Source organism: Dyella sp. RRB7 (assembly GCF_022761115.1).
GTDB lineage: Bacteria > Pseudomonadota > Gammaproteobacteria > Xanthomonadales > Rhodanobacteraceae > Dyella.
Window position 1 is genome coordinate 1,229,332 of sequence record NZ_JAKWJS010000001.1, and the last position, 26,390, is coordinate 1,255,721.

The window sequence follows — 26,390 nt, forward strand, 5'->3', positions numbered from 1 at the left end:
CATCAACGACGGCGCGACAGGGGCGCGCCAACACCAAGGGTCGGGACACCCGTGAACCTGTTCGCGCCACTGATACGCCGTCCGATCGGCACCTCGCTGCTGGCGTTGGGCCTCGCCCTGGCCGGCCTGTGGGCCTACCTGCTGCTGGGGGTGGCGGCACTGCCCACGCTCGAATTCCCCGGCATGGTGGTGTACGTGGAAGTGCCCGGCGCCAATGCGCAGACCATGGCGTCGACCGTGGCCGCGCCACTGGAACGGCACCTGGGCCGCATTCCCGGCATCAAGGAGATGCATTCGGAAAGCAACGACGGCTCCACTTCGATCCAGTTGCTGTTCAACTTCGGCAATTCCACCGACAAGCTGTCCCGCGATGTGCAGGCGGCGATCAATGCCAGCATGGAAGACCTGCCGTCGAGCATGACGGTGCCGCCGCGCTACTTCAAATTCAATACGGCCAATATTCCGGTGCTGCTGCTCTCGCTCACCTCCGAGACGGTACCGCCGGACAGGCTCTACGACCTGGCCGATACGCTGATCAACCCCGCGCTGGCGCAGATTCCCGGCGTGGCCCAGGTGCGCGTGATCGGCGGACGGCCGCGCGCCGTGCGCGTGGAGCTCAACACCGCCGCGCTCGCCGCCAAGCAACTTACTTCCAACGATGTGGCCAACGTCTTGCGCGCCGCCAACGTGACTTCGCCGCAGGGCACGCTCAGCGACGGCAGCTCGCAGATGACGGTGACCGCCAACGACTCGCTGCATGACCCGCAGGAGTTCGCCAACCTGTTGATCGCCATGCGCAATGGCGCGCCGGTACGGCTTTCCGATGTGGCCAGGGTCACCAGTGGCCAGCAGGACGAATTTCAGGCGGCCTGGTTCAACAACCATCGCTCGGTGGCCATCCGCATCAGCAAGCGTCCCGAGGCCAATGCGGTGGCGACCGCCGATGCGGTGCGCGCAAAGCTGCCGCAGATGCGCGCCTGGCTGCCGGCCGACCTGCAGATCACGCCCATCTTCGACCTCACCCAGACCACCAAGTCGGCGCTGCATGAAGTGCAGGTGGCGCTGATGCTGAGCGTGGTGATGGTGGCGGTGGTGATGCTGGTGTTCCTGCGCCGCATAGGCCCCACCCTGATCGCCATGCTGAGCGTGCCGCTGTCGCTGGCCGGCGCGTTCGCCGTGATGTGGTCGCTGGGCTATACGCTCAACACCTTGTCGCTGATCGCGCTGGTGCTGTGCATCGGTTTCGTGGTGGACGACGCCATCGTGGTGATCGAGAACATCGTGCGCCACATGGAGCACGGCGCGCCGCCGCTGGAGGCCTCGCTGGTGGGCGTCAACGAGATCGGCTTTACGGTGGTGTCGATCACGCTGTCGCTGATCGCGGTGTTCGCGCCGCTGCTGTTCGGCAACAATGAGTTCACCAATTTGCTGCGCGAGTTCTCGGTGACACTGGCCTCGGCGGTGGTGATTTCAGCCATCGTTTCGCTCACGCTGACGCCCGCGCTATGCGGTCGCTACCTGACCCTGGCCAACGCGGGCGGGCGCGAGCCGAACCGGCTGGAGCGGGCGCTGGAACGCTTCGATCGATCCCTGCACCGCGTGTACGAACGCGCGCTGGACTGGGCCATGCATCATCGCCGCCTGATGCGCTGGCAGCCGCTGATCCTGCTTACGCTCACCTTCGGCATGGCCACGCTGGTGGTGAAGTTGTATGGGTTCAACTTCATGCCGCCGGAGGACATCGGCATGATCCAGGGCGATGTGCGCGCCGATGCCAACATCTCGCCCACGCTGATGGCCGAGCGCGCCAAGCGCGCCGGCGCTCTCATGCTGCAGGACCCGGCGGTGCTCGATGTCACCACCTTCCTCGGCAGCGACAACGCGGGCGGCGCGGTGGGCAACCAGGCCACCATGTTCGTGGATCTCAAGCCGCGCGGGCATGGCCCGGGCCAGCGGCCGGATGCCGTCAAGGACGTGATCGCGCGGCTGAACAAGGCGTACGAGAAACTGCCCGAGCTGCGCGTGTCGCTCAATTCCATCGGCTTCTTCAACGACAACAGCGACAGCAATCGCGGCAGCCAGAGCTTCCAGCTGATCAGCAGCGACAATGTCGACCTGCAGCCGTGGGCGCTTAAAGTCACCCAGCTGCTGCGACAGCACAAGGAGTTCCGCGACGTCAGCAGCGACTACGACAGCGTCGACAAGCAGCAACTGCTGAAGGTGGACCGCGCGGCCGCCAGTCGCCTGCAGGTGAACATGGGCCTGATCGATTCGGCGCTGTACAACGCATTCGGCCAGAACCAGGTGTCGATCATCTATTCGGACATCAACCAGTACTGGGTGGTGCTGACCTCGACCGCCGCGCTCACGCTGAACTCGGCCACCCTGCTCAACACCTATGTGCGCAGCAACAGCGGCAGCATGGTGCCGTTGTCGGCGGTGGCGCATATCGAGCCGCAGGTGTCGCCCTCGCTGGTGATCCACACCAACCAGCTGGAAGCGACGCAGATCTACTACAACACCGAGCATGATTTCCCGCAGGACAAGGCCAATGCGCTGATCGCGCAGATCGTCGCCGATGCACGGCTGCCGGCCGGCGTGCAGCTCGGTTATTCGGGCGCCGCCAAGAACCTGGAGGAAACCCGCTCCAACGCCAACGTGCTGCTGATCGGCTCGATCCTGGCCATGTATATCGTGCTGGGCATCCTGTACGAGAGCCTGGGCCATCCGTTGACCATCCTCTCCACCCTGCCGGCGGCGGGTGCGGGCGCCTTCCTGGCCATGCTGGCCACCGGCATGTCGCTGTCGTTGATGGCGATCATCGCGATCCTGATGCTGATCGGCATCGTGAAGAAAAACGCGATCCTGATGGTGGACTTCGCCCTGGTGGCCCAGCGCGAACGCGGCCTGTCGGCGCCCGACGCCATCCGCGAGGCCGCCCTGGTGCGCTTTCGCCCGATAACCATGACCACCCTGGTGGCGATGGGCGCGGCGTTGCCGCTGGCGATCGGCTTTGGCGTCGGCTCGGAGATGCGCCAGCCGCTGGGCGTGGCCATCGTCGGCGGCCTGCTGGTCTCGCAGCTGCTGACGCTGCTGAGCACGCCGGCGATCTATCTGTGGAACTACGACCGCAAGCTGCGCAAGGCGGCGCGCCGGGAACGGCGGGCGGCCAAGCGGGCCTTGAAGGCGCAGACGGCCTAGATCACGCCTTGCCGTTCCCCTCCAGGGCACCCCAACGTAAGCGCTCCGTCAGCTTGTCGCGCACAGGGCGCGCTCCTGCCGGCGGGCTCTGGGAGCCCCTGTCTTTCGGCACGGACGGACTTCAGGCACATTCGCCTGTCACCTCACTGCGTGCATAAAGTGCCCATGACTGCGCTCTTCGCCCGCCTTGCGCGTGAACGCGCGCCCCTGACGCCTCCCGGCCGCTACCATGGCGAGCGGCGTGCGCAGCCCTTTTTCGGTATGGAAACCTGAGTGAACATTTTTGCTCCCCTGATCCGCCGTCCCGTGGGCACCTCGCTGCTGGCAGTGGGGTTGTTGCTGGCCGGCCTGTTTGCCTACCGCCTGTTGGGCGTGGCGGCGCTGCCGTCGCTGGAATTCCCCGGCGTATACGTCACCGCGTCGATGCCGGGTGCCAGCGCGCAGACCATGGCATCGACCGTGCTCGCCCCGCTGGAGCGCCACCTGGGCCGCATCCCCGGCATCGACGACATGTACGGCAATGCCAGCGAGGGTTCGGCGTCGGTCCAGATCCGCTTCACCTTCGATCGCACGGCGGACCAGGCCGCACGCGACGTGCAGGCCGCCATCAACGCGGCCCAGGCCGATTTGCCGGCGATGCCCAGCCCGCCGCAGTATTTCAAGTTCGATACCTCGCAGATCCCGATCCTGCTGGTGTCGCTTACCTCCACCGGCTTGCCGCCGGACAAGCTGTACGACCTCACCGATACCCTGCTGAAGCCCGCGGTGTCGCAGATACCGGGCGTGGCCCAGGTACAGGTCTTCGGCGGTACGCCCCATGCGGTGCGCGTGGAGCTGGACGTCAACGCGCTGGCCGCCAAGGGCCTGACCGCGAACGACGTCAGCAACGCGCTGATCGCCGCCAACGTCACCTCGCCGCAGGGCATCCTGAGCGACGGTCGTTCGCAGATGACGGTGACCGCCAACGACGGCCTGCGCGACGCCGCCGATTTCGCCAAGCTGCTGGTCGCCGTGCGCAATGGCGCGCCGGTGCGCCTGTCGGACGTGGCCCGGGTCACCAGTGGCCAGCAGGACATCTACCAGGGTGCCTGGTTCAACGACCAGACCACGGTGGCGATGCAGATCAGCAAGCGCCCGGAAGCGAACGCCGTGGCCACCGTGGAAGAGATCCGCCGGCGCCTGCCGGAGTTCCGCCAGTGGATGCCGGCGGACGTGCAGATCACGCCCATCTTCGACCTCACCCAGACCACCAAGTCGGCGCTGCACGAGGTACAGGTGGCGCTGCTGATCAGCATCGTGATGGTGGTGCTGGTGATGCTGGTGTTCCTGCGCAGGATGCGCCCCACCCTGATCGCCACGCTGAGCGTGCCGCTGTCGCTGGCCGGCGCCTTCGTGGCGATGCTGGCGCTGGGCTACACGCTCAACACGCTGTCGCTGGTGGCGCTGGTGCTGTGCATCGGCTTCGTGGTGGACGACGCCATCGTGGTGATCGAGAACATCGTGCGCCACATGGAGCATGGCGAGCCGCCGCTGCAGGCCGCGCTGATGGGCGTGCGCGAGATCGGCTTCACGGTGGTATCGATCACGCTGTCGCTGGTGGCGGTGTTCGCGCCGCTGCTGTTCGGCAACAACATGCTGATCATGCTGCTGCGCGAGTTCTCGGTGACGCTGGCGGTGGCGGTGGTGATCTCCGCCATCGTCTCGCTGACCCTCACCCCCGCGCTGTGCGGCAAGTTCCTCAAGCATGAGGCGCCGGGCGAGCACGTGCCCGGCCGCATGGAACTGGCGCTGGAGCGTTTCGACAAAGGCTTTCAACGCGCATACGAGCGTGCGCTGGACTGGGCCATGCGCCATCGCCGCCTGATGCGCTGGCAGCCGATCATCCTGCTGCTGCTGACGTTCGGGCTGGGCGCGGCAGTGGTGGCGACCGCCGGCGGCAACTTCATGCCCGAGGAGGATATCGGCATGATCCAGGGCGACATCCGCGCCGATGCCAATATCTCGCCCACGCTGATGGCGGCGCGTGCGCAGCGCGCGGCGGCGATCATGAAGGCCGACCCCGCCGTGCTCGATGTGCTCACCACCCTGGGCAGCAACGACGGCAACGGCGCGGTGGGCAACGCGGGCAGCATGTTCGTCGACCTCAAGCCGTTGGGCAAAGGGCCCAACGACCGCCACGACAGCGCCAAGGTGGTGATGGACCGCCTGGCCAAGCAGTACGACGTGCTGCCCGACATCAAGGTATCGCTGAGCCTGGTGCAGTTCCTCGGCGGCGGCGGCAGCGGCGACAAGGGTGGCCAGTACGAGTTCCAGCTGATCGGCACCAATGGCGAAGACCTGCAGCCGTGGACGCTCAAGATGGTGCAGCAGCTGCGCAAGATGAAGGAGCTGCGCGACGTCGGCAGCAATTTCGACCTGGTGGGCAAGCAGCAGTTGCTGAAGGTGGACCGCGAGGCCGCCAGCCGCATGAAGGTGAGCATGGGCGATGTCGATACCGCGCTGTTCAACTCGTTCGGCCAGCGCCAGGTGTCGGTGATCTATTCGGACATCAACCAGTACTGGGTGGTGCTGACCTCCAGCGCCGCCACCTCGCTGAGTCCCGAGTCGCTGCTCAACGTGCGCGTGCGCAGCGCTGGCGGCGAGATGATTCCGCTGTCGGCGCTGGCGCATCTGGAGCCGAACATGAGCCCGATGCGCATTCGCCACCACAACCAGCTCGAAGCCTCCACCATCAACTACAACCTGGCCACCGGCGTGACCCAGGATGTCGGCGTGAAGCTGGTGGAAAACGCCGCCATCGGCGTGGGCCTGCCGGCGGGCGTGCATGTGGAGTTCACCGGGCAGAACGAACGCCTGCAGCAAGCCAAGTCCAACGGCATGGTGCTGCTGATCGGCGCCGTCGTGGCCATGTACATCGTGCTGGGCATCCTGTACGAGAGCCTGGGCCATCCGTTGACCATCCTCTCCACCCTGCCGGCGGCGGGTGCGGGCGCCTTCCTGGCCATGCTGGCCACCGGCATGTCGCTGTCGTTGATGGCGATCATCGCGATCCTGATGCTGATCGGCATCGTGAAGAAAAACGCGATCCTGATGGTGGACTTCGCCCTGGTGGCCCAGCGCGAACGCGGCCTGTCGGCGCCCGACGCCATCCGCGAGGCCGCCCTGGTGCGCTTTCGCCCGATAACCATGACCACCCTGGTGGCGATGGGCGCGGCGTTGCCGCTGGCGATCGGCTTTGGCGTCGGCTCGGAGATGCGCCAGCCGCTGGGCGTGGCCATCGTCGGCGGCCTGCTGGTCTCGCAGCTGCTGACGCTGCTGAGCACGCCGGCGATCTATCTGTGGAACTACGACCGCAAGCTGCGCAAGGCGGCGCGCCGGGAACGGCGGGCGGCCAAGCGGGCCTTGAAGGCGCAGACGGCCTAGATCACGCCTTGCCGCTCCTACAAAGCGGCAAAAGGTGCGCCGGCATCAATCGCTAGGACTCGTACACGCCGCATAGCGCTTGCCTTCCACCTGCACCACGTCATGTCCCTGCAGGCTCACGCTGCCGGTGTAATGCTCGGCCGAATCGAAATCCACCCGGCCGCGGCCGGCGCCGGGACAGGCGAGGGTCCACGCCAGTGCCGTGCTGCTGCGGTGTTCGCCACTGCGCTTGCATGAGGCAGGCACAGGAAGATGGGCGAATTCGGCCCACGGATCGGCACCTTCATCCACGCAATGCCACTGCACGGTGGGCTGGCCGGCGTGACCATGGTCGAAGCTGCGCATGACGATCTTCCACAGGCCGGGCATGGCCTGGAAATCGCCCGGGTCGGCACGCCCCGATGCACCGGCGATCGCCGCCGCCAGCAACACGGCCACCGCGATGGCGCGGGCGATCGCATGACCGCGGCAGGTCTGTGCGGGTGGGCTGAAAGAGGTCATGGCTGTGGATACTCCGGCCGGACGGTGGAACCGCCCTGCCTGCTGGCGCAGGCAGGGCGTCATGCTTATTCCATCAGTCCTGTGTTTCAGTTGCCGCCACGTAGCCGTGGCCATTGCCGCCGAAGTCGAACATGTTCATCAAATTGCCGATGGCCGGCGCATTGAGCGGTACGTAGGGGTTGTTGGGCAGCGACACCGGGTTGGGCAGGTTGTCGCGGCTGCGCTCCGAGATGGTCTCGTGCAGGCCCCAGTTGGCCTCGACGAATTTGTCGAACGAGACATGGTCGTAGTACGTGTGCACCACGCGGCCACCTTCGGAGTAGCGCGAGATCACCAGCAGCGGGATGCGCGTGCCATCGCCGAAGAAGTCGATCGGCTGGACATAGCCCGAATCGTAATAGCCACCGCCTTCATCGAAGGTGACCATGATGACCGTGTCGGCCCATACCTTCGGGTTGGCCTTGGCCAACTCCACGATCTTCTGCACATAGCCTTCGAACAGGTCGAGCTTGGACGAGGCCGGGTGGCCATCCAGGATGCCGTCCGGCTTGGCGATCGACACCGCCGGCAGCGTGTCGTTCTGGATGTCGTTGTACAGGTCGCTCAGATCCTGGTTGTTGGCGCGCAGCGTGGGGTTGGTCATCACCTGCGTGGAGTACAGGAACGGATCGCAGATGTTGCAGAACGTGCCCGCCTCGCCGGCCTCCGTGCCGTTGCTGAAGCCTTCGCCATAGTACTTCCAGCTGACATGGTGACGCGTCAGCAGCAGTGCGATGTTGTTCTGGCGCGTCGGCGGGATGGTGAACTGGTTGGCGCCCAGCGGTGCCGGCGTGCCGTCGCCGAGGTAGCCCGGGTTGTAGTTGTTGACCAGGTAGTAGGCATCCTTGCGGCAGTCGGTGCCGTGGAAGCTGCGATACGGCAGCGACTTCAGGTAACCCTTCACCGCGGAGACCCCCGGCTGGGCATCGTCGGCGCAATTGACGTAGGAGCCGCCGCTGTAGCCGTCCTGCACGTACCAGTTGTTGGTGCCGCTCTGCGCGTTGGGGTTTTCGATCTGGTTGGACGGCGGCGTGGCGGGCTCGCCGTTGCTGTCGGCGTAGTAGATCAGGTCGCCATAGCCCAGCATGATGTGGTTGGCGCCGGTGCCGCCCATCACCGACTGGTGGAAGTTGTCGCTGAGCGTGTAGGTCTTGGCCAGCTCGGCGAAGTAGGGCGCATCGCCCTGGGCCATGTTGAGGAACTGCATGGCGGTGGAACCTTCGCCGGTGCTCTCGTCGTTGAAGCCGGCCGCCTGCGCGTTGCCGTTGGTGCCGGCGCCGACGGTGGTTTCCACCCATGGGAACAGGTCGGCACGGCAACCGCTGGGGTTCTTCTCGGTGGCGGCGCTGACGTCGCAGTCGAGCTGCTGCCACATCTGGAAGAAGCGATGCACCGGGCTGTTGGCGTAGTCGTCGTAGCTCAGCGAGGCGTGCATGTTGACCGGCGCGTTCGCCAGCGTGGCCGGGAAGCGCGTATCGAGCGCGTCCTTGGGCAGGCCGGTGCCGCCGGCGGCCAGCTCGCTATAGGCCGCCGTGGGAAGGCCTGGCTCGATGGCCTGTGCCTGTGCCGCCGAGGCGAACGGCGCCTGGGTCGGCGCGCTGCCGGTATTCATCGCGGGCAACTGCGGATAAGCAGTGGTATGCGGCGGCGCCACCGAGAACGCGCCCGTGCTGGAGGCCTGCCACTGGCGGGCCTCCGCAACCTTCGGGCCCGGTGTGCCATCGGCGTTGACGATGCCTTCGGACAGCAGGTTGTGGACGCTCTGCCCCTTCGGCGGCGTGTAAGTGGCAAACACGTGGTCGAAGGTGCGGTTTTCGCCGATCAGCAAGATGACGTGCTTGATCGGCGTAGTGGTGCGATCACTGCGGTCCTCGCCTGCGCCAGGCGTATGCAGCACGGCGACACTCCCTGCCGTCGCGGGCTGGCTGGTGGCGCTGTCGTTCTGTTCGGTGGGATTGCTTTGCGCGCTGACAACACCGGCCAGGCCGGCGGCCAGCGTGCCGATGACAAACGGCAGGAACCGCTTGCGGACATGCGTCATAGACATGACTTCGATCTCCTGCAGGCACCCGTCGAAGGGCTGCAATCGAGTGATCCCCCTGATATCGGCCGCCTTCCGTCGCAACGGTGGGAGGGTGGCCGGCGGCGAGTCTGGTCCGCCCTGATGACGCTGCCTTGGCATTACTGCGACAGCGCAGGGGGCCTTGCGTGACAACCGTGCGACGGCGCAAGTGTTTGCGCACGATCATGGAATGACGTCTTCGCCAGGCATTCCGCAGGAATGCGCCTCACGCCCGATCGCCTATGCACGCGGCGCAAATTCTTCGCGTGAAGCGTGCGCTCACGCCGGTTCTTGCGCTTTCGCGTTTTGCGACGCCGGCAGCAATTGATAGGGCCGCATCATTTCGTTGTCTTCATGCTCAAGCAGATGGCAATGCCACACATAGCGTCCTGGCTCGCCCTCGAAGCGCGCGATGATGCGGGTGACCATGCCGGGGTCGGCGCGCACGGTGTCCTTCCAGCCGGCCTCGTGCGGCGGTGGCGGTTGGGCGGGGCCGGTGTACTTGAGCGTTTTCGACGCGTTCCAGGCGAACAGGTCGAACGGGCGCCGCTCGATCACCTGGAAACGCACCAGGTGCAGATGCACCGGATGCACGTCACCGGTGAGGTTCACCAGGCTCCAGATTTCCACACTGTCCTGCACGGGGCTTTCGGTGACCGGCGCCGACCAGTGCTTGCCGCCGAGCATCATCATCATCGGGTTGCCGCCGGCATCGTCCTGCTCGCCCAGCGTCAGTACGCGGTCGCGCACCGCGCTGGCCGGATCGATGCGCGGCACCGCGCGCAAGCTTGCCGGCCATGCCGAGGTGTCGCGGCGACCGCGATCGCGCACGCGAAATTCGAGAATGGCTTCGGACTGCTGGCGCAGCTGCACGGTCTTGCCGTCCATGCCGGCAAAGTCCACCACCACGTCGGCGCGCTCGGCCGGGTAGAGTTCCACCCGCTGGCGCGGCAGCGGGGCGGCCAGCAGGCCCTGGTCGCTGGCTATCTGCTGGAACGGCTGGCCGCTGGACAGCGAAAGATCGTAGAAGCGCGCATTGGCCGCGTTGACCAGCCGTAGCCGGTAACGCCGTGGCTCCACTTGCATGAACGGATAGAGCTTGCCGTTGCACAGAATGGCGTTGCCGTTGCACTCCGACACCCATGGCGCCGCGGGGTCGTCGGATAGCGGGTAGTAGAGCTGCCCGTCCTTGGCGATCAGCCGGTCGCACAGGATCAACGGCAGGTCGCACTCCCCCGCGGGCAGGCCCAATGCCTGTTCTTCCGGATCGCGCACCAGGTACGCGCCGATCAGTCCGGCGTAGATGTTGAGCCGGGTGATGCCCATCGCATGATCGTGGTACCACAGCGTGGCCGCGTCCTGGCCGTTGGGATAGTGATAGACGGCCGAATGCCCGGGCGCGAACCAGTCTTCCGGATAGCCATCGCTGGCCGCGGGCGCGCGGGCGCCGTGCACATGCGCCACGGTGCGCACCTCCGGCTTGCCGCGCTCGGCGCCGTGGATGTTGTGGTCGATCGGCAGGAAGTGCCGCTGCGGCAATGCGTTCACCCACTCCACCAGCAACGGCTGGTTGCGCATCGCCTCCAGCGTGGGGCCGGGCGACGAGCCGCCATAACCCCATTGCGGCGTCGGCGGCAGATCGCGATGCAGGCGTGCGCTGAAGGCGCGCATCTCCATCCGGTAGAACGGCAGCAACCTGCCGGGATACGCCGCATGCGCACGGTGTTCCAAGGGCCGGGCCACCGGTGGAATCGGCAGTGCATCGACGAAGCGCGCCAGCGTCACCGGATTGACCAGCGGCACCTTCGGCGCGGCGAGCTGCGGCATCGTCATGGGCATGCCGCCGAGAGGCGTGGCCCGCAGACCCGCCCCGGCAACGACGTAGCCGCCGACCACGCCGGCGGCGCCCTGGAGAAAACGTCGGCGCGTGAACGTCATCCGGCCACCCTAGGCAGGCCGGATGACAGCTATGTGGCAACGGTGCTCGGTCAATCCACCGAAGCTGGTACGCCCTGGCCGGTGGTGGGCGCCTGCTGGCCCGCCACCGATGCCTTGTCGGGCTGCACCTCGATCGGCGTGGACAGCATGTGTGCCTTCCGCCAGCCGCCCCACGTGTAGTACCCCATCGCCATCAGCATCGAGGCGAGCGAGCCGAGCGGGAAACTCCACCAGATCGAGTCGGCGCCGATGCTTGGCGCCAACGACAACGCGAACGGCGGGCGGATCAGCCACATCGAGATGAACAGGATCACCAGCGGCGGCACCACCGCACCGGTGGAGCGCACCACGCCGAACAGCACGAAGGTGACGCCGAAGAACATGAACGACCACACCGCGATGCTGTTGAGGTGCCGCGCCAGCGCCAGCGCTTCGCTGTCACCGGGCAGGAACAGGTTCAGCGCGCTGCCGTTGAACACGTAGATCAGCGCGATCAGCGCACCGCTGAGCAGGAAGTTGTACAACACGCCCACTTTGGTGATGCGGCTGACACGATCCCACAGCCGCGCACCCACGTTCTGCGCCGCCATCGAGGACACCGCCGCGCCGATGGCCATCGCCGGCATCTGCACGTAGGTCCACAACTGGGTGGCCGCGCCGTAGGCGGCGGTGGTCTTGGAGCCGTAACCGTTGACCATATGGATCATGATCATCGCCGAGGTGGAGATCACGATCATCTGCAGGCCCATCGGCAGGCCCTTGAACACCAGCGAACGCAGCACTGGCAGATCCGGCCGCAGGAAGCGCAGCTCGCCACGGGTGAGGCGCAGGAAGTGCTTGCGCGCATACAGCGTCGACAGCAGCGCCACCAGCGCCACGCTCTGCGCGATCAGCGTGGAGGTGGCCGAACCGGCGATGCCCAGGCGCGGAAACGGACCCACGCCGAAGATCAGCAGCGGATTGAGCACGATGTCCATCAACACCGACAGGCCCATGAACACGAACGGCGTGCGCGAGTCGCCGGCGCCACGCAGGGTCATCATCAGGAAGTTGTAGAAATACATCGACGGTACGGCGATGAAGATGATGCGCAGGTACGGCACGGCGAACACCTGCGCATCGGCCGGCGTGCCCAGCAGGCGCAGCATCCACGGCGTGCCGGCATAGCCGCCCAGCGCCACCAAGATCGATACCGCCACGAAGAAGGTCACGCCGGTGCCAACCACGCGCTTGGCCTCGAGCATGTTGCGCGCGCCCAGGCTCTGGCCGATCAAAATGGTGCAGGCCATGCTCAGGCCGAATACCGCGCCCAGCAGCAGGAACAGGATGAGGTTGGCGTTGCTCACCGCGGTGAGCGCGGCCTCGCCCAGGTAATGGCCGATCCACATGGCGTTGACCGAGCCATTGAGCGACTGCAGCACCGTGCTGCCCAGGATCGGCAACGCGAACATGAGCAAGGTGCGTGCGATCGGGCCTTCGGTGAGTAACGGCTGCCTGCCGGCGATGGGTGACATCGTTAGGGTTCCACGTGAACAGGTAAGAGATGGAGCCGGGTGGGGCAGAGTCAATCGGCGACGCGACTATCGTCCCATGCCTTGGCGGCAAGGCGACGTAAATGCACGCGCACGTCGGCCGGCCAGGCATCGGTCAACGCCGCGAAGCGTTCGCGCTCACCGCGCCAGAACGCGCGCGAGGCTTCCTCGTGGCCTGGCAGATCGCCGGTCATGGCGAGCATGAAGCGATCGACCGCCTCGCCGGCCTGGCGAGCCAGGTCGCGACCGTGACTGTGCCGGCGCGCTTCCTCGACCAGTCGGCGCAATGCGGCCGACGCGCCGCCCGGCTGGGCGGCGAGCCACTCCCAATGGCGCGGCAGCAGGGTGACCTCGCGCGCCACCACGCCGAGTTTCGGCCGCCCCGGGCCACGCGGCGATTCATGCTCGCGCGCGGCGGCCGGCAAGCGTGCCAGCACCTCCTCGGCGGAGCCACGGAAATCGATTTCCAGTTGCTGGCTGCTGAGGTCGTCGAAGATCAGCACCGGGCCAGGCGCACCGGCGTCGATCGCCCGCTTGGTGGCCAGGGCGACCTGGGCCAGCGCGCCGGAAGCGATCAGGCGGTGGCCGTCGAAGGCCGAACAGGTAGCGTTGTGGTCGATAGGCATGGCCGGTATTTTGCCCGGGTGAAATTGGCGCCGTCAAGAGCGGAGCCCAGACGCCGTCCTCGCGCGCCGCCACCGACCACGCGGTAAAGTGCGAACCCAATCCGCCGTCGCGCCAGCCATGGTCATTCATCCACACCAACGCCCACTGTGGCTGATGTTGTTCACCTTGCGCGGGTCCATCGTGCCCGCCATCTGGAAGCGCGTGCTCGGCATGATCCTGCTGGCTGTACTGGTGGTGGTGCTGGAGCACCACCTGACGCATACGGGGGTGGAACTGGGTGCCGTGCCGCTGACCCTGATGGGCCTGACCCTGGCGATCTTCCTGGGCTTCCGCAACAGCGTGGCCTATCAGCGCTGGTGGGACGCCCGCACGCTGTGGGGCGAGCTGTTGATCGTGTCGCGCAACCTGGCGCGACAGACCTGCAGCCTGCCCGATGGCCTGTCGGGCGAGGAACAACGGCAGCGGGTGCATCGCCTGATCGCCTACGCGCATGCGCTTCGCCACCTGCTGCGCGGCTCGGCGCCGGCGGCCGATATGGCACGCTGGCTTTCGCCCGCCGAGGCCGCCGCGCTGGCGCAATCGCCCAACCCGCCGAACGCGCTGCTGGGTCTGATCGGCGAAAGCTATGCCCAGCTTCGCCGCCATGGGCAGCTCGACAGCATCCTGCTCGCCAGCATCGATGCGCAGATCACGCGCATGTCCTATGTGCTGGGTGGATGCGAGCGCATCCACAACACGCCCATCCCGTTCGCCTACATCCTGCTGCTGCACCGCACGGTGTACATGTACTGCCTGCTGTTGCCGTTCTGCCTGGTGGGCAGCGTGGGCTGGGTGACGCCGCTGATGGTAGGCGTGCTGTCCTACACCTTCTTCGGGCTGGACGCGCTGGGCGACCAGATCGAGAACCCGTTCGATCGCCTGCCCAATGACCTGGCGCTGGACGCCATGTGCCGCACCATCGAGATCAGCCTGGGCGAACTGCTGGGCGAGCGGGACCTGCCCGAGCCACTGCAGCCGGTGGATGGCGTACTGATGTAAGCGCATATTCGCGTGTCCTTGTTGCGATTTCTGCGTGGCGTTAACACTTCGCCGGCCATTCTTCGGCGTGTCTCGTCCAGGCAGAAGACACGTGCAGGCACCACCCAACCGACGCGCTTTTACGCAAATTCGACTTATTTCTAGTACCGAATGGTCCAATAACTTATTAAACTACGCGGTGCATAAATCTCCCTCACCAAGAAGAGAAGAAACGCACATGCGATCCAGCCTTCTGCGCAGCGCCGCTGCGCTTGCCTTGTTGGGCCTGTCCTGTACCGCGCTGGCCGATACCCGCCTCGAAATTAACGGTGGCAGCAGCTATTCCGACGGTTACTGGACCAGTACTGCCTGGGTCGAAGGCGTGTTCGGCGAGCACGCTATCGGCAACAGCCGCTTCACCTGGTCACCCGACGCTTCGCTGGGTTTCGTCGACGGGCGCAATCTGAAGCGCTACGGCAACGCCGTATCCGACGATGTCTGGTTGCTGGCCGGTGGCGCCCGCTTCCACTACGGCAGCCCCGGCGACTGGTACCACCACCTGTACTGGACCACCCAGGTCGCTGCCCAGGCCGGGCGCACGCTGGCATTGAGCAGCGGCGGCGAATTCGTCAATTCGTTGGGCTGGCAGGGCAACCACTGGAGTTTTCAGGTTCGCCACGTCTCCAACGGCGGCTTCAAGGGCTCCAACCGCGGCGAGACCATGGCGCTGGTGGGCCTGGCCTTCAATCCTTAAGATCCGGACCGCCAACGGCAGCAACGAAAACGGCCCCTCGCGGGGCCGTTTTCGTTGGATGTCTCTCAAGGATCAGTGATCGGCGCCGGGACCCGCCTTGGCCGAGAACGGCGGACGCGCCATCCACACCACCACGATCAGGCTGAAGAACACCCAGCCGAGCAGGTGGAACACCTCGTTGAACGAGATCTGATAACCCTGCTGGGTAATCATCTGGTCCAGCATCGCATTGGTGGATGCCGTGCTGACGCCCGCCGACTGCAAGGCCGTCTGCGCGGAAGTGTCGTACGGCGTGATGTGCTCGCTCAGGTGCGCGTGATGCACGATGGCGCGGTGGTCCCACAGGAAGGTGGTGAGCGAAGCGGAGAAGCTCGCCCCCAGCGTACGCAGGAAGGTGGCCAGGCCGCCGCCCGCGGCGATCTCATTGGGCTTCAGGTCCGACAGCAGGATGGTGGTCACCGGCATGAAGAACAGCGCCACGCCCAGGCCCTGGAACAGCTGCACGCCGGCGATGTGCATGAAGTCCACCTGCAGGAAGAAATCCGAGCGCATGAAGCAGGTGGTGCCCATCACCAGGAACGCGCACGAAGCCAGCAGGCGCATGTCGGTGCGACCGGCGTACTTGCCGACCAGGAAGGTCAGCATCACCGGCAGGATGCCCAGCGGCGCTGCGGCGAAACCGGCCCACGTGGACGTATAGCCCAGATTCCGCTGCAACCACTGCGGCACCAGCAGGCCGATGGCGAAGAACGCCGCATAGGCCAGCACCAGCGCAATCGTGCCGATGCGGAAGTTGTGATGGCGCAGCAGGCGCAGGTTGACGATGGGATCCTTGTCGGTGAGTTCCCAGATCAGGAAGATCGCCAGCGCAATGGCCGAGACGATGCTGGTGATCACGATGAACGACGAGTTGAACCAGTCCTCGTCGTTGCCCTTGTCCAGCACGATCTGCAGCGCGCCCACGCCGACGATCAGCGTGATCAGGCCCACGTAGTCCACCTTCGGGCGCGAGGTGGTATCCACGCGCAGCTTCATCTGGTTGCCCACCACCATGCTGGCGAAGATGCCGATCGGCACGTTGATGAAGAAGATCCACGGCCACGAGTAGTTGTCGGTGATCCAGCCACCCAGGATCGGGCCGGCAATCGGCGCCACCACCGTCACCATCGCCAGCAGGGCCAGGGCCATGCCGCGTTTGGCCGGTGGATAGATCGAGATCAGCAGGCTCTGCGTGATCGGATACATCGGGCCGGCCACCGCACCCTGGATGGCGCGGAACAGGATCAGCATCGGCATGCTCTGCGCGATGCCGCACAGGAACGAGGCGATGGAGAACAGCAGCGTCGACCAGATGAACAGCTTCACCTCGCCGAAGCGGCGGGTGAGGAAGCCGGTCAGCGGCAGCGCGATGGCCATGCTGACCGCGAAGGAGGTGATCACCCAGGTGCTTTGATTCACGCTCACGCCGAGGTTGCCGGCGATCGTCGGCAGCGACACATTGGCGATGGTCGTGTCGAGCACCTGCATGAAGGTCGCCAACGACAGGCCGACCGTGGTCAGCGCCAGGTTGGGCGGACGGAATTCGTTGCTCATGTTGGCCTGTCAGTTTCCGGGCGACTTGGATGTTGGCTCCTCCCCTGCAAGCAGGGGGAGGCTGGGAGGGGGCTTTGCATCAAGCGCCAGAGCCCCCTCCCCAGCCCTCCCCTGCAGGCAGGGGAGGGAGTTGTTCTTACTTCGTATCGGCCTTGGCCATGTTGGCGTGGATGATCTCGGCGATCAGGCCATCGGCCTTGGCCAGCTGCTGCTGATACACATCGGTGCTGAAGGCCGGCTGGGTCGGCGCCTGCTTGGCCAGCAGCAGACCGCTCTGGTCGTGCAGGTTCACTTCCACCGTGGTCGACAGGCCGATGCGCAGCGGATGCTCCTCAAGCTGCTTGGGATCGGTGAAGAACACGCGCACCGGCACGCGCTGCACGATCTTGATCCAGTTGCCGGTGGCGTTCTGCGCCGGCAGCAGCGAGAACGCGCTGCCGGTACCCACGCCCAGGCTCTGCACCTTGCCCTTGTAGGTCACGGCACTGCCGTACACGTCGGAACGGATCTCGACCGGCTGGCCGATACGCATGTCGGTCAGCTGGGTTTCCTTGAAGTTGGCGTCGATCCACACTTCATGCAGCGGTACTACCGCCATCAGCGGCGCACCCGGCGCCACGCGCTGGCCCAGCTGCACCGAGCGCTTCGCCACGAAACCGTCCACCGGGGCAATGATCGAGGTGCGCACGTCATCGAGGTAGGCGGCACGCAGTTTCGCGGCGGCCGTCTGGACGTCCGGATGCGAAGCGACCACGGTGTCGTCGACCAACACATTGCTGGTCTGGTACTGCTGCTGGGCCGTGGTCAGCGCGCTCTGCGCGGTAGTCAGCGCATCCAACGCATGCGACAGCTCTTCCGCCGAGATGGCGCCGGACTTGGCCAGGTCGCGACGGCGGTTGTAGTCGGCCTGGGCCTTGTCCACCGCCACCTTGCGCGATGCCACTTCCGCCTGGGCGCCATTTACGTTGCTGTACAGGCCGCGCACCCTGCGCACGGTGCTGCCGAGGTTGGCCTTGGCCTGGGCCAGGGCGACTTCGGCATCGGCCGGGTCCAGCTTCACCAGCACGTCGCCGGCATGGACCAGGTCGCCGTCGTCGGCACCGATGGTCACCACCGAGCCGGCCACCTGCGGGGTGATCTGCACCACGTTGCCGTTCACGTAGGCGTCGTCGGTGCCTTCGTACCAGCGGCCTTCGAAGAAGTACCACAGGCCCCAGCCGATGGCGACGAGCACCAGCACGGCCGCGAGCAGGCGCAGCAGGAAACCGCGGCGGCTCTTCGGGGGTTGGACAGCGGCCGTGTTGTCGGCCGCGAGCGGAGTTGGGCTAGACATGGTGGGGGTAGCCTTCAGAGCGAATGTTCAGAGGAAGATTGGACGGCCACGTCGGCCGCGCCGGCCTGCGGGCGGAAACCGCCGCCAAGGGCCTGGATGAGTTGCACCGACAGGTCGACCTGCTGCGATTTCAGCGCGGCCATGTGCTGCTGCGCCTGCAGCAGCTGCTGCCGCACGATCAGCGCTTCGAGGTAGCTGCCGACGCCGGCCTTGTAGCGCTGTTCGGACAACTGCCACGCCTGGGTGGCGGCATCCACCGCGCGCTGCTGCGCGGCGACCTGCTCCTGCGCGGACTGCACGGCGTCGTAGTCGTCAGCCACTTCGTTCACGGCGCTGACCAGGGTCTGGTTGTACTGCGCCACGGCGACGTCGTACTGCGCGTCCTTGCCAGCCAGGTTGGAGCGCAGGCGGCCACCGTCGAAGATCGGCAGGCTCAGCGACGGGCCGACGGTGTAGAAGCGCGCCGGCATCTGGAACGGGTTGGTGCCGCCCGCCGCCGCAAAACCGGCCAAGGCGCTGATGCTGACGTTGGGCAGGAACTCGGTCTTGGCGACCTTGATCTGCTTGCCGGCCGCCTCGACGCGCCAGCGCGCGGCGACCAGGTCGGCACGATGGCCCATCAGCTCCACCGGCAGGTCGGCCGGCACCGCCAGCGCAGCGGGTTCCAGCGACTGCGGACGGGTGATGTCCAGGCCACGGTCGGGCCCCTTGCCCAGCAGCACCGACAGCGACGAACGGGCCGCGTCGATGGCACGGTTGGCCGCCGCCAGTTCCTGGTCGGCGTTGGCCACTTCGGTGTCGCTCTGCTTGAGCTGCAGCTGGTTGTCGAGACCGGCGGAGACACGCTGCTGGGTCAGCTGGCGCGCGGCGTTGGCGCGATCCCGCTCGGCCTTGGCCACGTCGAGCTGCGTAAAGGCATAACCGAGCTGCACGTAGGCACGCGCCACGTTGGTGGACAATTCGATGCGTGCCGCCTGCGATTCCACTTCGGCGGCACGCTGCTGGCCCAGCGCGGCTTCCCACGCGGCACGCTTGCCGCCCCACAGGTCCAGGCCCCAGCTGAAGCTGGCGCGGGCGTCCTTGAACCAGGTGTAGTGGCCACCGCCGAGATCCGGCGGCGCGGCGGTGAGGGGCAGGCGCTGGCCGATGGCATTGGCGCCGGCGTTCACCGTCGGTCCGCGTGCGGCATCGGCGGTGCCTGCTTCTGCCTGGGCCTGGCGCGCACGCGCATCAGCCACGGCGAGATTGGGGTTGTCCTTCAGCGCTTCGGCGATCAGCGCGCTGAGCTGCGGGTCACCCAGGCCGGTCCACCAGTCGTTGCTGGGCCAGGCAGCCGGGGAGACCTTGAGGTTGGACAGGCTGCGCTCGCTCTTGAGGGAGCGCGCGTCGATCAGCGAGCCATCCGGATGCAGGCCACCGCTGGTGGCGCATCCTGCCAGCGCAAGAGTGAGGCCGGTGGCTGCCGCAAGGAGTTGCAGACGCATGGGCTTGGCTTCCAAAAAGTAAACGGGTTCAGGTCTTGTCGCGGAGCGCTTGCAGCACGCGCTCCAGGTAATCGTGCAAATGCTGGCGTTCGACCGGATCCAGGGCGCGCTGGGCCGCGTCCAGCACGCGGTCGTTGCAAGGCGTCATCTGGCGCCACAGCGTGTCGCCGGCCGCGGTCAGCTCGATGCGCAAGGCTCGCCGGTCCTGCTCGTGCGGATGCCGGCGCAACAGGCCCCGGCCTTCCAGCTGGTCGAGCTGGCGCGTCATCGCGCCGCCATCCAGCTCCACCGCGCGCGCCAGCTCGCTGGCCGACATCGGCCCGAGCATGGCCAGTCGCTTGAGGATCAGGAACTGGGTGAAGCGCAGGTCGACGCCCGACGCCTGCAGCTCGGCTTCTATGGCGCGGACCAGCTCGCTGCGAACCAGTCCGATCAGGACACCGAGGCTTTCCGGCGGGGCCGGCGAGGAGGGGGCGGCGGGGTTCATGGGACGTGCATTCTATTGCCCCAAGTATATTTGTCAAGGCAAATATATTCCTGGCCTATTTTGTTGCAGCAAAGTTACTGTTCCTCACTCCGCCATCTCGTCCTCCAGCCAGGCGCGCAGGGCCGGATCGCGCAGTTCGAACAGCTCGAACACGCCCAGCGCGCGCAACGCCGGCAGCAGCGCCAGCACGCGCGGCTCCATGGCACGCCGCGCCGGCTCTGGGGTGCTGGGATCCAGCATCTGGTGGGCGCAGGCGACAAAGGCTTCCAGCGGCGCGGTGACGGCTTCAGCGCCAGATGCCCGTACGGCGATCATCGACATGGGTCAGGCTCCCTTCGGGCACCGATGCCAGCGGCGCCGCTTGAATGGATGTGGATGGGCGACGGCATGCGGTCGCAACCTTGCGACGACCGCAGCCAGAGGCACATGCGACACCGCGAGCGGCGGCAGCGGTGGAGGACAGGCGAGCATGTTAGGCAGGGCGCGGGAATACTGTTAGCGTTATTTGGTCAATCTTTATCGAGAATCGGCCATGGACCCAAAGAACAAGCGCGAGCAGCTGTACACCCTGATCGAGCGCATCGACGGACCCTCGGTGATCGCCTACTGGAACGAGGGCGAAGCGGCCGGCGAGTACGACCAGGGCACCCATGAGTACGGCTGGCACAGCCACTCGCGCGGGCAGTTCTTCTGCGTGGAAAGCGGCCTGGTGCACGTGCGCACCGCCAAGGGCTCCTGGCTGCTGCCGCCCCATCGCGCGGGCTGGATGCCGCCCGGGGAACAGCACATGGTGAGCATCAGCGGCCCGATGAGCGGCTGGGGCGTGTTCATCACGCCGCCCGACTGCAGTTGCCTGCCCGCCGAGCCATGCGTGATCGGCGTGACCGAACTGATGCGTGCGCTGGTGCGGCGCGCCAGCACCTGGACCTGGGAAGCGCAACTGGACGAAAGCCAGGAGCGCCTGACCCTGGTGCTGCTGGAGGAAATCTGCCGGGCCCAGCGCGAACCACTGCACCTGCCGATGCCGATGGACCGACGCGCCCTGCGTATCGCCTTTGCCCTGCTGGAAAAGCCCGAAGACAACCGCAGCCTCGACGAATGGGCGCTATGGGCTGGCCTGTCGCCACGCAGCCTGAGCCGGTTGTTCCGCAGCGAAACCGCGTTGAGCTTCGCGCAGTGGCGCCAGCTGGCCCGGCTGTCGCGCGGGCTGGAGCGGCTGGCCGATGGCGAGCCGGTATCGGCGGTGGCCGATGCGCTGGGCTATGCCAGCGTCAGCGCGTTCGTGGCCATGTTCCGGCGCAGTTTCGGACAGCCGCCGGCGAGGTATTTTGCGGCGCAGGGATCGGGTTGAAGCTGCGCTTCCCTCTCCCCGGCGGGGAGAGGGAATGACGGCGCTTACTGCTTCACCGGCTTCACGTACGTATTGAACAGCTCGTCGATGCGGCGGTACTCGTCGTACCACGAGTCCGGGTGCACGAAGCCGTGGCGCTCCATCGGGTACAGCGACATCCAGAAGTTCTGCTTGTGCAGCTCGATGAAGCGCTGGTACAGGCGGATGGTGTCGCTGGTGAGCACGTTGTCGTCGATCAGGCCGTGCTGCATCAGCAGCGGGTCCTGCAGCTGGTCGGCGTATTCGATCGGCGAGCTGGTGGCATAGGCCTCCGGATCCAGCTGCGGGTCGTTGAGGATGTTGGAGGTGTACTCGTGGTTGTAGCTGGTCCAGTCGGTGACCGGACGCAGCGCGGAACCGGCGGCGAATTCACCCGGCGCGCGCAGCAGCGACATCAGCGTCATGAAGCCGCCGTAGCTGCCGCCGTAGATGCCCACGCGCCTGGGATCGACACCGTGGTTCTTCACCAGCCAGGCCTTGCCGTCGAGCAGGTCGTCCAGTTCCGGGTGGCCCATCTGGCGGTAGATCGCGGTGCGCCAGTCGCGGCCGTAGCCCTCCGACGCGCGATAGTCCATGTCCAGCACCACGTAGCCCTGCTGCACCAGCAGGTTATGGAACATCTGCTCGCGGAAGTAGTTGGAATAGGACAGCGTGACGTTCTGCAGGTAGCCCGCGCCATGCACGAAGATCACCGCCGGACGCGAGCCGGCATCGGCCGCATCGGACGGGCCGTAATACTTCGCCCAGATGCTGCCCGCACCATGCGATGACGGCACCGGCACGATCTGCGGCTGGATCCACGGATGCGCGGTGAAGGCCGGCTTCATGGTGTTGGTGAGCTCGCGCGGCGCGCCGCCCGCGGCATCCTGCACCGCCAGCTGGGGCAGCACGTAGGGCGAGGAATGCAGCACCGCCAGCTGGCGGCCGTCCGGCGACAGCACGAAGTCGTCCATGCCCTGGTACTGGGTGACACGGGTCAGCTCGCCACCGCCGCTGGGCAGGCGATACACGTCATAGCTGTACGGTGCGGCCTGGTTGGTGCGCACGTAGAACCACTGGCCGTCGTCGCTGAGCGCGGGATGGCTCACCTCGAACTTGCCGGTGGTCAGCGCCTTGGCCTTGCCGCCCAGGCTCTTGCTGTAGAGCTGCGAATAACCGCTTTCTTCGCTGAGATACCACAGCGTGCGGCCATCCTTGAGCCAGCCGAAATCGTTGAAGTTCCAGTTGATCCAGGCGTTGTCGGTGAGGCGGTGCTGGTTGAGCAGCGCGTGCTTGTCGAAATCGACGCTGGCGATCCAACGGTCCTTGTTGTCGATGGCGCGCAGCTGCACGGCCACGTTCTGGCCGTCGTCGCTCCACACGATGCCGCCGCCACCGCCGTCATCGGCGCTGGAAACGATGCGCACCGGGCGCACCTCGGGTGCCTTCAACGCCTTGGCCTGGTCGTCCTTGCCGGCCTTCTGCAGCGCCGCGACCGTGTTGGCGCGGATGTCCTTGAGCGGATCGTCCTTGATGCCGGGCAGGCCGTCGGTCTTGAGCGGATAGAACTTGGCCGCCTTCAGGTCCACCAGCACCAGCGACTGCGGCGTGGGGTCGTCGCGGCCCACGTAGGTGCGCGTTTCCTGCCGCTCGGCATAGCCGGAGTCGGTCACATAGTGGGTGACTTCCGGATGCTTGCCGTCCTTGGCGCCCTTGGGCTTGGTCACCACCAGCATCCAGCGGCCATCCGGCGACAGTTCGGTGTCGACCGGCTCGCCACCGTCGCCGAGATAGATCGGCTTGGGCGCGCGACCCGGGTCGGCGGCGGCCAGGGCGTCGTCGTTGGCGCGCTGGGCGTCCTTGTCGGACTTGTTCTCGCGCAGCGACTTGAACAGTTCCAGCTGCATGGCGTTGAGCTGGTCCGGCTGCTTGGCCTGCGGGTCGTCGACGAAGCGCAGCACGGCGGCCGGCGCGCTCACGCCCTGGGCGATGTCGTAGACGAACCAGTTGTTGCCCTGGCGATACTGCAGGCTGCGGTTGTCGCTGGAAAAACGCGGCGAGGATTCCGCCTCGGTGCTACGCGTGACCTGCACGCGGCGACCGCTGGCCAGGTCGATCATGAAGATATCGCCGTGGCGCACGAAAGCGGCATGACGATGCGCGCGATCGAACACCGCCGGACCGTCGGCCTGGGCCACCGCCGCCGGGTCGAGCTTCACGCTCTGGCCGCTGGCCAGGTCAACCCGATAAAGGTCGCGCACCTTGCTGCCGTCCTGCTTGAGCGAGTAGTACAGGCTGCGCCCGTCCACGCTCCAGTAGGGAGACTCCACCGCCGCGCCGATCCAGTCCGGATTGGCCATGATGGTTTCCAGGTCCAACGGTCCACCGCTGGCGGCAGGCGACAGGGCCGCCGCGGGCAAGGCGGCGAAGGCGGCAAGGCCGGCGAACAGCATTCGGCGCATGAAGGGCTCCACGATCAAAACGCCCGAGCATAGCCAAGGCCGGCCAACTGGCAAGCGCCGATGGTCCGGGTTCAAACTGGCCACCTAGGCAGCTAATCTTCCTGGTTCGCCCATCGGCGGTGTCGTCCCGACGTGCGCACCGCGCGTTCCGGGAGTTTCGCTGCATGCCAGGTAAGGCATGCCCACCTGATTGCCCTAGCCCTGGCGACGTCTCATGCCCCTTCCCTCCGTCGACATCGAAACCGCGCCCAACCCCACCCACAGCGTGATCTGGTTGCATGGCCTGGGCGCGGACGGCAACGATTTCGCATCCATCGTGCCGGAGCTGATTTCGCCCGAGTGGCCCGCGCTGCGCCTCGTCTTTCCGCATGCGCCGACGCGACCGGTGACGGTCTACGGCGGCATGCCGATGCGCGCGTGGTACGACATCGCCGGCATGGACCTGGTATCCCGCCAGGACGAAAGCGGCATACGCGCCTCCATCACCAGCGTCGATGCCCTGATTGCCCAGGAAAACCAGCGCGGCGTACCGACCGGCCGCATCCTGCTGGCCGGCTTTTCGCAGGGCGGCGCCATTGCCTTGGCGGCCGGCCTGCGTCATGCCGAGCAGATCGCCGGCGTGATCGCGCTGTCCACCTATCTGCCGCTACACGAGTCGTTCGCGGCCGAACGCAGCGCCGCCAATGCCGCCACGCCCATCTTCTGGGGCCACGGCACCGCCGACCCGATCGTGCCGCTCACGCGCGGCGTGGCCTCGCGCGACCTGCTGCAGTCGCTAGGTTACCCGGTGGCCTGGCATACCTATCCGATGCCGCATTCCGTGTGCTCGGAGGAGGTGGCTGATTTGCGGCAGTGGATGACTTCGCGTTTGGCAGGTTGAGGGACGTTGGGCGCAACCGCTTTTTTCTCGGCATCCTCGTGCGTTTCGCAATCGTCCCCAGCCCGTCATCTCTGAGCAAGCAGGGATCCAGTGACTGCGCCTTATGATTGTGGCGTAGCGATGACCAGGCTCGCCTGCGGCCGGGCTTTTCGACAGGGCTCCTGCCCTGACGAAAAGGGATCGACTTCCTTGTCGATCCCCCTGCGGGCCTGATCGTCCGGCCCTCACCGCCGCACAGGGTGCCCATAGATCAAGAGCACACGGCTCGAGCCCTGGCTGTTGATCTTCGGGTCCCCTATGGCGCGGCGGGCGGGTGGAGGAAAAGCCCGCAGGGTGGCTCGCATGGAGGCGAGCCAGTTTGGCGTCAGGGCAGGAGGCCCTGTCGCCAAACCTCCGCAACCCGTCCGCGCACCCGAAGGGCGCGCCATCGGGGTGGCCTTTCTCTTGGTTACTTCTCTTTGGCCACGCAAAGAGAAGTGACCCGGGCCGCGGCAGCGGCTCGGAAGCCCGCCGCAGGCGAGCACGCGAGCGATAACGCCACCATCAAGAACACAGTCACTGGGTCCCTGCTTGCGCAGGAATGACCAGCGACACCCCATATCCCTTTCCCCGCATGCGGCATACTCCGCCGCATGACGCCCCCCCCCATCGAACCACCTGCCAGCGGTCGCCCCGGGCGCCAGCTGCTGCCCGATTTCTGCAGCATGCCGGTGATCTTCACGCTGCTGGTGGTCGGCGCAATCATCGTCACCGTGATGTGGTTGGCGCCCAACAACAGCCACGGCTGGCGCGGCTACAGCGTGGGCATGCTGTTCGCCGACTGGCTGGCGCTGGTGATTGGCGTGGCGCTGTGCAAACTGCGCCCGCTGTTGCAGCGCCTGCCAGGGAACGCGCCGTATGCCGGGGTGTGGCTGGTGATGGTGCTGATCGTGGCGGCGGGCAGCGCGCTGGTGCACTGGATGGACGACGCCATGCAGATGCAATTGCTCACCGACACCGCCGGCGATTTCGTGCGCAACAACACGCTGATCGCCGCCCTGCTTGGCGGGGCGCTGCTGCGCTACTTCTATCTGCTGGCGCAGTGGCAGACCCGCCTGGCCGCCGTCACCAAGGCGCAGGTGGCCGCGCTGCAGGCGCGCATTCGGCCCCATTTCCTGTTCAACAGCATGAATACCGTGGCGGCGCTGGTGCGGGTCGATCCGGCGGCCGCCGAGCGCACGGTGGAGGATCTTTCCGAACTGTTCCGCGCCGCGCTGGGCGAGCATGGCACCGGTGACGGCACCTTGGCCGAGGAGTTGGCGCTGGTCGACCGTTACCTGGCCATCGAGCAGCTGCGCCTCGGCGAACGCCTGCGCGTGCGACGGGAGCTGGATGAGTTGCCGCCATCCTTTCCCTTGCCGCGCCTGCTGCTGCAACCGCTGGTGGAGAACGCCGTGCGTCATGGCATCCAGCCGCTGCGCGAGGGCGGTGAAGTGATCCTGCGCGGGCAGCAGGGGCCTGACGGCATCGTCATCGAGATCGATAATCCACGCGCGGGCGAACCCACGCCGGGCGGCCACGGCCACGGGCTGGACAATGTGCGCCAGCGCGTGGCCTATCGCTACGGGCCACGCGCCCGGGTGCTGGCCGGCCCACAGGGCGAACGCTTCGTGGTGCGCCTGCAACTTCCGCAACCGTAGAACAGGCTT

General features: G+C 66.4%; 18 protein-coding genes. 7 read left to right on the top strand and 11 right to left on the bottom strand.

Features of this window, described 5'->3' with window-relative positions; genetic code table 11:
* Positions 1 to 51: 51 nt before the first annotated feature.
* Both MJ606_RS05565 and MJ606_RS05570 read left to right on the top strand, forming a co-directional pair.
* Complete coding sequence (locus MJ606_RS05565) at positions 52 to 3,201, top strand: efflux RND transporter permease subunit (protein ID WP_243048394.1); 3,150 nt, start codon at positions 52 to 54, stop codon at positions 3,199 to 3,201.
* A gap of 273 nt (positions 3,202 to 3,474) precedes the next feature.
* Positions 3,475 to 6,624 (top strand): efflux RND transporter permease subunit, encoded by a 3,150-nt coding sequence (locus tag MJ606_RS05570; RefSeq protein ID WP_243048395.1) that lies wholly within the window; start codon positions 3,475 to 3,477, stop codon positions 6,622 to 6,624.
* Positions 6,625 to 6,669: 45 nt separating this feature from the next.
* Here MJ606_RS05570 and MJ606_RS05575 read toward each other — a convergent pair whose 3' ends face one another.
* The 5 genes from MJ606_RS05575 to MJ606_RS05595 all read right to left on the bottom strand — a co-directional run bounded on the left by MJ606_RS05575 (position 6,670) and on the right by MJ606_RS05595 (position 13,322).
* Positions 6,670 to 7,125, bottom strand: coding sequence for a hypothetical protein (locus MJ606_RS05575; protein WP_243048396.1), 456 nt, complete (start codon positions 7,123 to 7,125; stop codon positions 6,670 to 6,672).
* A 73-nt stretch (positions 7,126 to 7,198) separates the two neighbouring features.
* Positions 7,199 to 9,211 carry an alkaline phosphatase family protein gene (locus tag MJ606_RS05580; RefSeq protein ID WP_243048397.1) on the bottom strand — a complete coding sequence of 671 codons (2,013 nt, stop codon included), beginning with the start codon at positions 9,209 to 9,211 and terminating at the stop codon, positions 7,199 to 7,201.
* A 294-nt stretch (positions 9,212 to 9,505) separates the two neighbouring features.
* On the bottom strand, positions 9,506 to 11,164 hold the full coding sequence (locus MJ606_RS05585) for a multicopper oxidase domain-containing protein (protein ID WP_243048398.1): 1,659 nt from the start codon (positions 11,162 to 11,164) through the stop codon (positions 9,506 to 9,508).
* Positions 11,165 to 11,214: 50 nt separating this feature from the next.
* Positions 11,215 to 12,678, bottom strand: a complete 1,464-nt coding sequence (locus MJ606_RS05590; protein WP_243048399.1) for an MATE family efflux transporter — start codon at positions 12,676 to 12,678, stop codon at positions 11,215 to 11,217.
* A 50-nt stretch (positions 12,679 to 12,728) separates the two neighbouring features.
* Entirely contained in the window at positions 12,729 to 13,322 is a 594-nt protein-coding gene (locus MJ606_RS05595) for a DUF2239 family protein (protein WP_243048400.1), read from the bottom strand.
* A gap of 118 nt (positions 13,323 to 13,440) precedes the next feature.
* Between MJ606_RS05595 and MJ606_RS05600 the strand changes: the two genes are divergently transcribed.
* Both MJ606_RS05600 and MJ606_RS05605 read left to right on the top strand, forming a co-directional pair.
* Positions 13,441 to 14,361: a bestrophin family ion channel gene (locus MJ606_RS05600; protein ID WP_243048401.1), complete on the top strand. Its 921-nt coding sequence runs from the start codon at positions 13,441 to 13,443 to the stop codon at positions 14,359 to 14,361.
* Positions 14,362 to 14,578: 217 nt separating this feature from the next.
* A complete protein-coding gene (locus MJ606_RS05605) occupies positions 14,579 to 15,094 on the top strand; it encodes a lipid A 3-O-deacylase (protein ID WP_243048402.1) in 516 nt (171 codons plus the stop codon).
* A gap of 72 nt (positions 15,095 to 15,166) precedes the next feature.
* On the opposite strand, the gene MJ606_RS05610 is transcribed toward MJ606_RS05605, so the two are convergent.
* From MJ606_RS05610 to MJ606_RS05630, 5 genes are all read right to left on the bottom strand, one after another.
* Positions 15,167 to 16,687, bottom strand: coding sequence for a DHA2 family efflux MFS transporter permease subunit (locus tag MJ606_RS05610; RefSeq protein ID WP_243048403.1), 1,521 nt, complete (start codon positions 16,685 to 16,687; stop codon positions 15,167 to 15,169).
* A 136-nt stretch (positions 16,688 to 16,823) separates the two neighbouring features.
* On the bottom strand, positions 16,824 to 18,020 hold the full coding sequence (locus MJ606_RS05615; protein WP_243048404.1) for an HlyD family efflux transporter periplasmic adaptor subunit: 1,197 nt from the start codon (positions 18,018 to 18,020) through the stop codon (positions 16,824 to 16,826).
* A 14-nt stretch (positions 18,021 to 18,034) separates the two neighbouring features.
* Complete coding sequence (locus MJ606_RS05620) at positions 18,035 to 19,504, bottom strand: efflux transporter outer membrane subunit (protein WP_243048405.1); 1,470 nt, start codon at positions 19,502 to 19,504, stop codon at positions 18,035 to 18,037.
* Between the two features lie 28 nt (positions 19,505 to 19,532).
* Positions 19,533 to 19,991: a MarR family transcriptional regulator gene (locus tag MJ606_RS05625; RefSeq protein ID WP_243048406.1), complete on the bottom strand. Its 459-nt coding sequence runs from the start codon at positions 19,989 to 19,991 to the stop codon at positions 19,533 to 19,535.
* Between the two features lie 84 nt (positions 19,992 to 20,075).
* Entirely contained in the window at positions 20,076 to 20,312 is a 237-nt protein-coding gene (locus MJ606_RS05630; RefSeq protein WP_243048407.1) for a hypothetical protein, read from the bottom strand.
* A gap of 211 nt (positions 20,313 to 20,523) precedes the next feature.
* Between MJ606_RS05630 and MJ606_RS05635 the strand changes: the two genes are divergently transcribed.
* Positions 20,524 to 21,342, top strand: coding sequence for a helix-turn-helix transcriptional regulator (locus MJ606_RS05635; protein WP_243048408.1), 819 nt, complete (start codon positions 20,524 to 20,526; stop codon positions 21,340 to 21,342).
* A 44-nt stretch (positions 21,343 to 21,386) separates the two neighbouring features.
* Here MJ606_RS05635 and MJ606_RS05640 read toward each other — a convergent pair whose 3' ends face one another.
* Positions 21,387 to 23,822 (bottom strand): prolyl oligopeptidase family serine peptidase, encoded by a 2,436-nt coding sequence (locus MJ606_RS05640; protein WP_243048409.1) that lies wholly within the window; start codon positions 23,820 to 23,822, stop codon positions 21,387 to 21,389.
* A gap of 214 nt (positions 23,823 to 24,036) precedes the next feature.
* On the opposite strand from MJ606_RS05640, the gene MJ606_RS05645 reads away from it, so the two are divergent.
* Both MJ606_RS05645 and MJ606_RS05650 read left to right on the top strand, forming a co-directional pair.
* Positions 24,037 to 24,702, top strand: coding sequence for an alpha/beta hydrolase (locus tag MJ606_RS05645; RefSeq protein WP_243048410.1), 666 nt, complete (start codon positions 24,037 to 24,039; stop codon positions 24,700 to 24,702).
* A 632-nt stretch (positions 24,703 to 25,334) separates the two neighbouring features.
* Entirely contained in the window at positions 25,335 to 26,381 is a 1,047-nt protein-coding gene (locus MJ606_RS05650; RefSeq protein ID WP_243048411.1) for a histidine kinase, read from the top strand.
* The last annotated feature ends 9 nt before the right edge of the window (positions 26,382 to 26,390 follow it).

Excerpts from the sequence above, each read along its gene's own strand:
- MJ606_RS05575 (WP_243048396.1), bottom strand. The coding sequence starts at position 7,125 with ATGACCTCTTTCAGCCCACCCGCACAGACCTGCCGCGGTCATGCGATC.
- MJ606_RS05580 (WP_243048397.1), bottom strand. The coding sequence starts at position 9,211 with ATGTCTATGACGCATGTCCGCAAGCGGTTCCTGCCGTTTGTCATCGGC.
- MJ606_RS05585 (WP_243048398.1), bottom strand. The coding sequence starts at position 11,164 with ATGACGTTCACGCGCCGACGTTTTCTCCAGGGCGCCGCCGGCGTGGTC.
- MJ606_RS05590 (WP_243048399.1), bottom strand. The coding sequence starts at position 12,678 with ATGTCACCCATCGCCGGCAGGCAGCCGTTACTCACCGAAGGCCCGATC.
- MJ606_RS05595 (WP_243048400.1), bottom strand. The coding sequence starts at position 13,322 with ATGCCTATCGACCACAACGCTACCTGTTCGGCCTTCGACGGCCACCGC.
- MJ606_RS05600 (WP_243048401.1), top strand. The coding sequence starts at position 13,441 with ATGGTCATTCATCCACACCAACGCCCACTGTGGCTGATGTTGTTCACC.
- MJ606_RS05605 (WP_243048402.1), top strand. The coding sequence starts at position 14,579 with ATGCGATCCAGCCTTCTGCGCAGCGCCGCTGCGCTTGCCTTGTTGGGC.
- MJ606_RS05610 (WP_243048403.1), bottom strand. The coding sequence starts at position 16,687 with ATGAGCAACGAATTCCGTCCGCCCAACCTGGCGCTGACCACGGTCGGC.
- MJ606_RS05615 (WP_243048404.1), bottom strand. The coding sequence starts at position 18,020 with ATGTCTAGCCCAACTCCGCTCGCGGCCGACAACACGGCCGCTGTCCAA.
- MJ606_RS05620 (WP_243048405.1), bottom strand. The coding sequence starts at position 19,504 with ATGCGTCTGCAACTCCTTGCGGCAGCCACCGGCCTCACTCTTGCGCTG.
- MJ606_RS05625 (WP_243048406.1), bottom strand. The coding sequence starts at position 19,991 with ATGAACCCCGCCGCCCCCTCCTCGCCGGCCCCGCCGGAAAGCCTCGGT.
- MJ606_RS05630 (WP_243048407.1), bottom strand. The coding sequence starts at position 20,312 with ATGTCGATGATCGCCGTACGGGCATCTGGCGCTGAAGCCGTCACCGCG.
- MJ606_RS05635 (WP_243048408.1), top strand. The coding sequence starts at position 20,524 with ATGGACCCAAAGAACAAGCGCGAGCAGCTGTACACCCTGATCGAGCGC.
- MJ606_RS05640 (WP_243048409.1), bottom strand. The coding sequence starts at position 23,822 with ATGCGCCGAATGCTGTTCGCCGGCCTTGCCGCCTTCGCCGCCTTGCCC.
- MJ606_RS05645 (WP_243048410.1), top strand. The coding sequence starts at position 24,037 with ATGCCCCTTCCCTCCGTCGACATCGAAACCGCGCCCAACCCCACCCAC.
- MJ606_RS05650 (WP_243048411.1), top strand. The coding sequence starts at position 25,335 with ATGACGCCCCCCCCCATCGAACCACCTGCCAGCGGTCGCCCCGGGCGC.